Raw genomic sequence first — 8922 nt, forward strand, 5'->3', positions numbered from 1 at the left:
GAGATGCCTAATGCTGTTCAGATAAGCACGGAGAGTACTTTGTAGGAGCGCGCCATGCGCGCGAATCGCGGGCGTGGTGGCCCGCTCCTACAGATCCAGCTTGAGTCGTTAAGTGAACAGCATTACGGCGAGATGCCGGGCTTCGTCGAGCGCCGGGGCCTCAGACTTTCTTGACGAATTCGGACTTCAGCTTCATGGCGCCGATGCCGTCGATCTTGCAGTCGATGTCGTGGTCGCCGTCGCACAGGCGGATGTTCTTCACCTTGGTGCCGACCTTGACCACCAGGGACGAGCCCTTGACCTTCAGGTCCTTGATCACGGTGACGGTGTCGCCGTCCTGCAGGGTGTTGCCGACCGAGTCCTTGATCACCTTGTCCTGCTCGCCGGCGGCTGCCTCCTCGGTGGCGGACCACTCGTGGGCGCACTCCGGACAGACCAGCATCTGGCCATCTTCATAGGTGTATTCGGAGTTGCATTTGGGGCAGGGGGGCAGCGTGCTCACGGCAGGTCCTCGAGTCGGCATTTGCGGAAAGCCGCGCATTGTATAAGGTTTTGCCCCGCTTGGGGCGCCGCGCGAGACGCGGCGTGCCATCCATGGCAGCGTGGCAGGGTCATTTCACCGCGGCGAGGGGCTCGTTGCCGGTGCGCAGGTCGCGATAGCGCTGTTCCAGCTCGCGGCGGATTTCGCGGCGCTGGTAGGCCTGGGCAAAGCGGCGCTGCTGCTCGGGCGTCTTCGGATTCAGCGGTGGCACCGGCACCGGCTTGCCGTCCTCACCGAGGGCGACCATGGTGAAGAAGCAGCTATTGGTATGGCGTACGGTCTTCGAACGGATGTCCTCGGTGACCACCTTGATGCCGATCTCCATCGACGTGGTGCCGGTGTAGTTGACCGAGGCGAGGAAGGTGACCAGTTCGCCGACGTGCACCGGCTGGCGAAACACCACCTGGTCCACCGAGAGCGTCACGACGTATTGCCCGGCGTAGCGGCTGGCGCAGGCGTAGGCGACTTCGTCGAGATACTTGAGCAGCGTGCCGCCATGTACATTGCCGGAAAAATTGGCTTTGTCCGGCGTCATCAGTACGGTCATGGTCAGCTCTGCATGTCCATCTAGCATGGGGGTCACGGCTCCTCGGTGGATGAAGGGGTGCTACTTTAGTCGAACACGCGGCCGCTGTGTGCGGCATTTTTCGATTCGCTTCATCTTTTTTTTCGATCGTCAATGCGGCGCAAGCGCGCAGTGGGTTGGCGGTAATGGCTGCCGTAACGGCAGGATTGCCATGCGGATTGGGCCCGGGGGCGGTGAACTGTGATGGTTTTCACGAAAGGTGCCGGGCGGTCCGGCCGGGAACGCCTTTTGTTGATTTATGCCGGGGTTCGGGGTTTTTCCCATCCCTATAGTCGGGCGACAAAAAGCGCCCCACTGACCACCTCGGTACCGGATGATCCCCATGCGTGTTCTCGTTCTCGTCCTGCTCAGCTGCTTCGTTCCGTTTTCCCATGCCAGCGAGGAGGCGATGGAGCGTTTCAACTACCTGATGGCCGATGAGCAGCGTCGCCAGCAGGCCAGCCTGGCGGGGCAGGAGCGGGCGGTGTTCTGCACCTATTGCCATGGCGAGACCGGCAACAGCAAGCGCAAGCACATCCCCAATCTCGCCGGGCAGAACCCGCTCTACCTGTTCCACTCCTTCGAGAAGTTCGCCAGTGGCGAGCGTATCGACTTCGTCATGTCCAAGCTGGCCCAGAACCTCACCCTGGAAGATCGGGTGAACGTCGCGGTGTACTTCAGCCAGCAGAAGGTCAACCCGCCGGAAGGCGCGCCGGACGAGGTGCTGCGCAAGACGGGTGAGCGCATCTTCCGGACGACTTGCACCGGCTGCCATGGTACCCATGCCGAGGGCATGGAGACCATGCCGCGGCTGGCCGGGCAGCCGGACGAGTACATCCGCAAGGCATTGACGCGCTTCCGCGAGAACGACCCCAGCCGTGCCGGGTCGGTGATGATTGGTGTGGCCGCACACCTCTCCGCGGCGGACGTCGAGGCCCTGGCGAGCTACCTGTCGCATCTGCAGCTGAGCCCGGCCGAGGAGATGGCCAACATCCCCCGGTTGCGCAAGGTGGCCGCTCAGTAACGCTCGATATGCGCCGGCGTCCGGCGCATCAGTACCTTGCCACTACGGATCGATACCCGCGCATGGCCCTGGGTGCGCAATAGCTCGTAATCGTCCGGCGCCGAGAGGATCAGCAGGTTCGCCGGCCGTCCCGCCTCCAGCCCGTAGCGTTCGCCGAGGTTCAGCGTGCGCGCGCTGTTGTCGCTAATCAGGTCGAGGCAACGCTGCAGGTCTTCGTAGCCGAGCATGTGGCAGATGTGCAGGCCGGCTTCGAGGATGCGCAGGATGTTGCCGTTGCCCAAGGGATACCAGGGATCGACGATGGAGTCCTGGCCGAAGCAGACGTTCATTCCGGCGCGGTCGATCTCGGCCACGCGGGTCAGCCCGCGGCGCTTGGGATAGCTGTCGAAGCGGCCCTGCAGGTGGATGCTCTCGGTCGGGCAGGAGACGAAGTTGATCCCCGACAGCTTGAGCAGGCGGAACAGCTTGGAGCAGTAGGCGTTGTCGTAGGAGCCCATCGCCGTGGTGTGGCTGGCGGTGACGCGCTCGCCCATCTCGCGCACCCGCGCCTCTTCGGCGAGCACCTCGAGAAAGCGCGACTGCGGGTCGTCGGTCTCGTCGCAGTGCACGTCCACCAGGCAGCCGCTGCGCTCGGCCAGGTCCATGAGGAACTTGATCGAGCCGACGCCCTGGTCGCGGGTGTTCTCGAAGTGCGGAATGCCGCCGACCACGTCGGCGCCCATGGCGATCGCCTCGGTCATCAGCTCGCGACCGCCCTTGAACGACTCGATGCCCTCCTGCGGGAAGGCGACGATCTGCAGGTCGATCAGGTGGCGGGTTTCCTCGCGCACTTCGAGCATCGATTTGAGCGCCGACAGCGTCGGATCGGTGACGTCGACATGCGTGCGCACATGCTGGATGCCGTGGTCGACCAGCATGTCGATGGTTTTCTTCGCCCGCGCCTTGGTGTCCTCGTGGGTCACCAGCGCCTTGCGCTCGCCCCAGCGTTCGATGCCTTCGAACAGCGTGCCGCTCATGTTCCAGGCCGGCTCGCCGGCGGTAAGGGTGGCGTCCAGGTGGATGTGCGGTTCGACGAAGGGCGGCACCACCAGGTTGCTGGCGGCGTCGATATCGCCCTCGCTGGCTTCGGCCGGCGCCTGCTGCGCGCTGATGGCGGCGATGCGCGCGCCGTCCAGTTCGATGCGATGCAGGCCGCTGCGGCCGCGCAGGCGGGCGTTGAGGATGTTCATGGCGACTCCTTGTTCAGCGTGAGCTCGATTGCGTCAGTACCGTGCGCGACAGGGCCAGGCGCCGGCCCTCGTGCAGGACAATATAGGCCGTGGCGCTCACCAGTATGCCGACGATGGGAGCAATCCAGGGCGAGAAATAGGCGCAGGCGGCGCCGAGCACGTAGGCCGCCAGGCCCAGGCCGTTGTACTTCGGCAGGCGCGCCTCGGCCAGCTTCGGGTACTGGCCGCGGTGCCGGTAGAAGAAGTCGGCCATGATCACCCCGCCGATCGGCGGAATGATCGAGCCGAGCAGGATCAGGAACGGAATCAGCAGCTCGTACATGCCGCCGAGCGCCAGCAGCGTGCCGATGCAGGCGCCACCCAGGGTCACCAGCCGGCGCCGCTCGGTGCGCAGCAGGTTGCAGCCGGCGGCGGCGAAGTTGTAGATGGTGTTGTCCTGGGTGGTCCAGAGGTTGAGAAACAGCATCACCACCGCGGCCATGGACAGGCCCTGCAGCACCAGCACCTCGACGATGTCCGGCTGCTGGTAGACGATGGCTCCGTAGGCACCGGCGACGATCATCAGGCCGTTGCCGATGAAGAAGCCGATCAGACTGGCCCATACCGCGACCTTGCCGCTCTTGGCGAAACGTGTCCAGTTGGTGGCCTGGGTCGCGCCGCTGACGAAGGTGCCGAAGATCAGGGTGATGGCCATGCCCAGGGTCAGCTCTTCGCTCGGCTGGACCGCCAGCAGCGGTTGCAGGCCGCCGATGTCGCGGGTAGCGATCCACAGCGACACCAGCAGCAGGATCAGCATCGCCGGCACCGCCACGCGCGACAGCAGGTCCAGGCCGCGGTAGCCGACGAAGGCGGTCAGGCAGAAGCCGAAACCGAACAGCACCATCAGTGGCATCGTCCAGCCTTCCGGCAGTTCGAGCAGCCGGACCAGCACGATGGCGATGGTCGCGGTGCCCCAGGCATACCAGCCGACCTGGGTGAAGCCGAGCAGCAGGTCCGAGAGCCGGCTGCCGCTTTCGCCGAAGCAGAAGCGCCCCATCAGCACCGAGTTCAGCCCGCTGCGGCAGGCGATCAGCCCGAGCGCGGCGGCATAGAGGCCGAGCAGCAGGTTGCCGATCACCGCCGCCCAGAGCATGGTCTTGAAGTCGAAGGCCAGGCCGAGCTTGCCGCCGGCGAACATGGTGGCGGTGAAGAAGGTGAAGCCGAACAGCAGGATCGAGGTGGACCACAGGCCCTTGCGCGCGCTCGCCGGGACTTCGCTCAAGGGGAAATCGCTGTCGCTGTGCTGGGTCATCGTCGTTGCTCCGCGTCGAGAAGGGGTGGCGGGGTGTAGCAGGTGTCATGCCATTAGTTGACCGAGTGGACAGGCCGCCAGTGTCGCGGGAAACGCCGGCGAGCCGAGCGTGCGAGGGGGCACGCAATGGTGCGCCGCGCCGGGGGCGTGCACCGGTTTCGACCGCGCCGGCGCCGCTGTGCACGGTGGCGGCTCAGTCGTACTCGGCCGGCTCGTGCTCGCCGAGCAGGCGGCGCTGGCGCGGCGTGGCGGCGGCCAGCACCTCGGGCGCGAAGACGAAGTGCAGGTACGGTGAGAACTTCTGGGCGATCATCCGCCGCCCATAGTGCACCTGCAGCAGGTAGCGGCTGCGGTCCTGCGTGCGGTTGCGGCTGCCGGCGTGCCAGAGGTCGCTGCGAAAGAACAGCACGTCGCCGGCTTGGCACAGCACCGGCTCGGCTTTGTGGCCCTGCCACTGCGTTTCGCCCGGGCGCGGCTTGCGTCCGGCGCGATGGCTGCCGGGAATCACCAGGGTCGGGCAGAGCTGCGCGTCGATGCGGTCGAGGTACAGGTGCGCGGTGCAGACCTGCATCGGCAGCTCGAAAGCCGGATCGGCGAGCAGGCTTTCCGGCAGCTGCATGGCCAGGTAGTCGGCGTGCAGTTCGCCGCCGACGAAGCCCGGATGGCTGCGCCAGGCGGTCTGGCCGATCACGTGGCAGTCCTCGCCCAGGGCCGCTTCGGCCAGCTCGATCACGCCGGGCAGGTCTAGGTACGGCAACCAGAACGGCGAGCGATTGAAGACGCACTTGTAGTGATCGTCCACCAGCCCCTGGTAGTCCCAGTGGATCGGCTCCAGGTCGTCGATCGCCGCGCGCAGTTCGGCGACCCGCGTGGGCGTGATCACGCCCGGCAACAGCACGAAGCCCTGCTCGTGCAGGGCTCGCAGGCGGCTCGCAGTGAGGCTGTCGGGCGACATGGCAGGCGATGTTTCCGGTTGCTCGGGTCGCTACAAGGATAGCCGTGCCGGCCATGGACTGCGGCTCAGGCGCTGTTTTCGGTCAGCTTTGGGTAAAGGGATTTCAATCCTGCGGGCGCATTGGGGGACAATCCCCGCCCGCTCATGTTTCGCTGAAAACCGGATGTGCCGATGACCCGCCCTCGTTTCACCAGGTTGCAGATCGCCTGCCACTGGCTCACCGCCGCACTGATCCTGCTGATCGTCGCGCTGCCCTACGGCAGTGAGGCATTCTTCGAAGCCCTGCTCGGCGGCAAGGGCAATGTGTTCACCCTGCACAAGTCGCTGGGCGTGCTGGTGCTGCTGCTTACCGTGCTGCGTCTGTTCGCGCGGCGCCGTGCCGTCGAGCCGTTGCCGGCCAAGCCACCGCTGGAGCGCTGCATGGTCGCGGCCGGCCACGGGTTGCTCTACCTGTTGCTGCTGGCGCTGCCGCTGTCCGGCCTGCTGTTCGGCAGCCGGCCGTTCAGCCTGTTCTGGCTGGTGGAGGTCGGCCCGCTGCCGCTGTCGTCCGATGTGCGCGGGCTGGCCAAGGATGTGCACATCCTCGGCCAGTACCTGTTGTTCGCCATGCTCATCGGCCACGCCGGCGCCGCGCTGTGGCACCACTACGTGCGGCGCGACGATACCCTCAAGGGCATGCTGCCGCTGCTGCGCTGAGGTCTGCGCTCAGCCCTGCACCACGCGCGCAATGGCTTGCGCCAGCTGGTCCAGGCGCTCGGCATCCAGCCCGGCGACGTTGGCGCGGCCGGTCTCGAGCAGGTACACCGCATCCTCGGCACGCAGGCGGCGCACCTGCTCGGCGCTCAGCCCGGTGTAGGAGAACATCCCGCGCTGTCGGGCGATGTGGGCGAAGCGCCGGTCCAGGCCGTAAGGCGTCAGGGCCTCCACCAGCCCGCGGCGCAGGCTGGCGATGCGCTGGCGCATGCGCTCGACCTCGTCCTGCCAGATCTGCCGCAGCGGGTCGTCGGCGAGGATCGCCGCCACCACCGCGGCGCCATGGGCCGGCGGCGTCGACCAGAGGTTGCGCGCCAGCGAGGCGAGCTGGCTGCGCACATCCAGCAGGCGCTCGGTATTGGCGGTGATGGCCAGCAGCGCGCCGGTGCGTTCGCGATACAGGCCGAAGTTCTTCGAGCAGGAGCTGGTGATCAGCATTTCCGGCAGCGTTTCGGCGAACAGGCGCACCGCCCAGGCGTCCTCTTCCAGGCCGTCGCCGAAGCCCTGGTAGGCGAAGTCGAACAGCGGCAGCAGCTCGCGCGTGCGCACCACGTCCAGTACCCGCAACCAGTCGTCCTGGCTGAGATCGAAGCCGGTGGGGTTGTGGCAGCAGGCATGCAGCAGCACGACGTCGCCCCGCGGAACCTGCTGCAGGACGGCGAGCATGCCGTCGACATCGAGGCGGTTGTCGGCACCGACATAGGGGTAGTGGTTGACCGGCAGGCGGGCGGCGGCGAAGAGGGTTTCGTGGATCGGCCAGGTCGGCTCGCTCAGCCAGATGCCGCGTCCGGGCAGGCACTTGGCGATGAACTCGCCGGCCAGACGCAGCGCCCCGGTACCGCCGGGCGTCTGCGTGCAGCCGGCGCGGTGCTCGCTGAGGGCGATCGAGCGGCCGCCGAGCACCAGACGCAGCAACTGGGCGCCGAACTGTGGGTCGCCGTGGCCGCCGATGTAGCTCTTGGTCTGCTCGCTGTCCACCAGCCGCTGCTCGGCCAGCTTCACCGCCCGCGGGATCGGTGTCAGGCCCTGGGAATCCTTGTAGACGCCGACGCCGAGGTCGATCTTGGCCGGGTTCGGATCGCTGTTGTACAGCTCCATGAGCCCGAGGATCGGATCGCCGGGTACGCGGGAAATCTGACCGAAGTGCATTACTTGCGTCCTTCTGCCGTGCTCGCGAGCTGATCGGTGCGCGCGGCCATGATGAAGTCGTTGCGGTGCAGGCCCTTGATCGAGTGGCTCCACCAGGTGACGGTAACCTTGCCCCATTCGGTGAGCAGCCCGGGATGGTGGCCCTCGGCTTCGGCGATCTCGCCGACCGCGTTGGTGAAGGCCAGGGCGTGCCTGAAGTTCTTGAACAGGAAGACCTTCTCCAGCTCCATGTGGCCGTCACGGGTTTCGATGTTCCAGTCGGGAATCTCGCGGATCAGCGTGGCCAGTTCCTCGTCGGAGACCTTCGGCGCATCGGCACGGCAGGCTTCGCAATGGGCTTGGGTGAGGGCGGTCATGGTTCGGTCCTTTTGTTTGATCATTTAAACAATGTAGGGTGGAAAACCGCGCAGCGTTTTCCACGCGTCGGTTTCGGCCTGCACGTTTGGCTTGCACAGGCCGAGCGGCGGCCTCGAGCGACGCGTGGATAAGCCTTCGGCGTTATCCACCCTACGCTGCCTTGGGCGGGAATTTCGGTGCGTGCAGGCCGAGGTGCATGGCCTCGTGGACCAGCGCCATGATGTCCTGGCGGGCCAGGTCGAACAGCGCGTGCAGGTCCGGCAGGACGAAATACAGCGGCTGCAGGATGTCGATGCGGTAAGGCGTGCGCATGGCTTCCAGGGCATCGAAGGGCTGCTGCTCGGGCACCTCGGACAGGCTGTAGAGCGTCTCCTTCGGCGAGGAGAGGATGCCGCCACCATAGATGCGCCGACCGGCCGGGGTGTCGACCAGGCCGAATTCGATGGTCATCCAGTACAGCCGCGCCAGGTAGACGCGTTCCTCCTTGCTCGCGCGCAGGCCGAGCTGGCCGTAGGTGTGGGTGAACTCGGCGAACCAGGGGTTGGTCAGCAGCGGGCAGTGGCCGAAGATCTCGTGGAAGATGTCCGGTTCCTGCAGGTAGTCCAGCTCCTGCGGCGTGCGGATGAAGGTGGCCACCGGAAAGCGTTTGCTCGCCAGCAGCTCGAAGAAGGTCTGGAACGGGATCAGCGCCGGCACCCGCGCCACCTGCCAGCCGGTGCTGGCCTGCAGCACGCGGTTGATTTCGCCGAGCTGAGGGATGCGCTCATGGGGCAGGGCGAGTTGCGCGAGGCCAGCGAGGTATTCCGGGCAGGCACGACCGTCGAGCAGCTTCAGTTGCCGCTCGATCAGCGTCTGCCAGACGGCGTGTTCGGCGTCCGGATAGTGGATGTGCCCCTGCGCGTCCGGTTCGCGGGCAACGTAGTGGGTGGTTTTCATCGGTACTCCTGCGCCGCTCGGGCATCTTGTTGTTCTCGATGCCCCCATTCGAACGCGAGCGCATGCCCGGAGCGAGGCCTTGCTGCGGCGTGTTGTCGCAGGTGCTCGGGCGTTTTTGTAAC

General features: G+C 66.1%; 10 protein-coding genes. 2 read left to right on the top strand and 8 right to left on the bottom strand.

From position 1 onward, the window contains the following. Positions 1-160 precede the first annotated feature (160 nt). Entirely contained in the window at positions 161-502 is a 342-nt protein-coding gene (locus CXK94_RS13845) for a zinc ribbon domain-containing protein YjdM (RefSeq protein ID WP_037040483.1), read from the bottom strand. Between the two features lie 109 nt (positions 503-611). Further along, the gene (locus CXK94_RS13850; RefSeq protein WP_037040487.1) at positions 612-1115 is read right to left on the bottom strand and encodes an acyl-CoA thioesterase; all 504 of its coding nucleotides are present in this window, start codon (positions 1113-1115) and stop codon (positions 612-614) included. Between the two features lie 334 nt (positions 1116-1449). On the opposite strand from CXK94_RS13850, the gene CXK94_RS13855 reads away from it, so the two are divergent. Further along, a complete protein-coding gene (locus tag CXK94_RS13855; RefSeq protein ID WP_102894782.1) occupies positions 1450-2130 on the top strand; it encodes a c-type cytochrome in 681 nt (226 codons plus the stop codon). Here the strand turns inward: CXK94_RS13855 and codA are convergent. The 3 genes from codA to CXK94_RS13870 form a co-directional block, all read right to left on the bottom strand. After that, positions 2124-3359 carry a cytosine deaminase gene (gene codA / locus CXK94_RS13860; RefSeq protein ID WP_102894783.1) on the bottom strand — a complete coding sequence of 412 codons (1236 nt, stop codon included), beginning with the start codon at positions 3357-3359 and terminating at the stop codon, positions 2124-2126. The two genes, CXK94_RS13855 and codA, sit on opposite strands and share 7 nt — an antisense overlap. 13 nt (positions 3360-3372) lie before the next feature. Continuing rightward, positions 3373-4650: a cytosine permease gene (codB, locus tag CXK94_RS13865; RefSeq protein WP_102894784.1), complete on the bottom strand. Its 1278-nt coding sequence runs from the start codon at positions 4648-4650 to the stop codon at positions 3373-3375. Positions 4651-4843: 193 nt separating this feature from the next. Beyond that, a complete protein-coding gene (locus CXK94_RS13870) occupies positions 4844-5605 on the bottom strand; it encodes a phytanoyl-CoA dioxygenase family protein (protein WP_102894785.1) in 762 nt (253 codons plus the stop codon). Positions 5606-5776: 171 nt separating this feature from the next. Between CXK94_RS13870 and CXK94_RS13875 the strand changes: the two genes are divergently transcribed. Continuing rightward, positions 5777-6301, top strand: a complete 525-nt coding sequence (locus CXK94_RS13875; RefSeq protein ID WP_102894786.1) for a cytochrome b — start codon at positions 5777-5779, stop codon at positions 6299-6301. 9 nt (positions 6302-6310) lie between these two features. Here CXK94_RS13875 and CXK94_RS13880 read toward each other — a convergent pair whose 3' ends face one another. The 3 genes from CXK94_RS13880 to phhA form a co-directional block, all read right to left on the bottom strand. Beyond that, the gene (locus CXK94_RS13880) at positions 6311-7507 is read right to left on the bottom strand and encodes an amino acid aminotransferase (protein ID WP_102894787.1); all 1197 of its coding nucleotides are present in this window, start codon (positions 7505-7507) and stop codon (positions 6311-6313) included. Next, a complete protein-coding gene (locus CXK94_RS13885) occupies positions 7507-7863 on the bottom strand; it encodes a 4a-hydroxytetrahydrobiopterin dehydratase (RefSeq protein ID WP_037039976.1) in 357 nt (118 codons plus the stop codon). Before CXK94_RS13885 ends, CXK94_RS13880 begins: the two co-directional genes overlap by 1 nt. A gap of 151 nt (positions 7864-8014) precedes the next feature. Then, a complete protein-coding gene (phhA, locus tag CXK94_RS13890) occupies positions 8015-8800 on the bottom strand; it encodes a phenylalanine 4-monooxygenase (protein ID WP_102894788.1) in 786 nt (261 codons plus the stop codon). Positions 8801-8922 lie beyond the last annotated feature (122 nt).

Origin of the sequence: Stutzerimonas stutzeri, assembly GCF_002890915.1 — a bacterium.
GTDB lineage: Bacteria > Pseudomonadota > Gammaproteobacteria > Pseudomonadales > Pseudomonadaceae > Stutzerimonas > Stutzerimonas stutzeri_AF.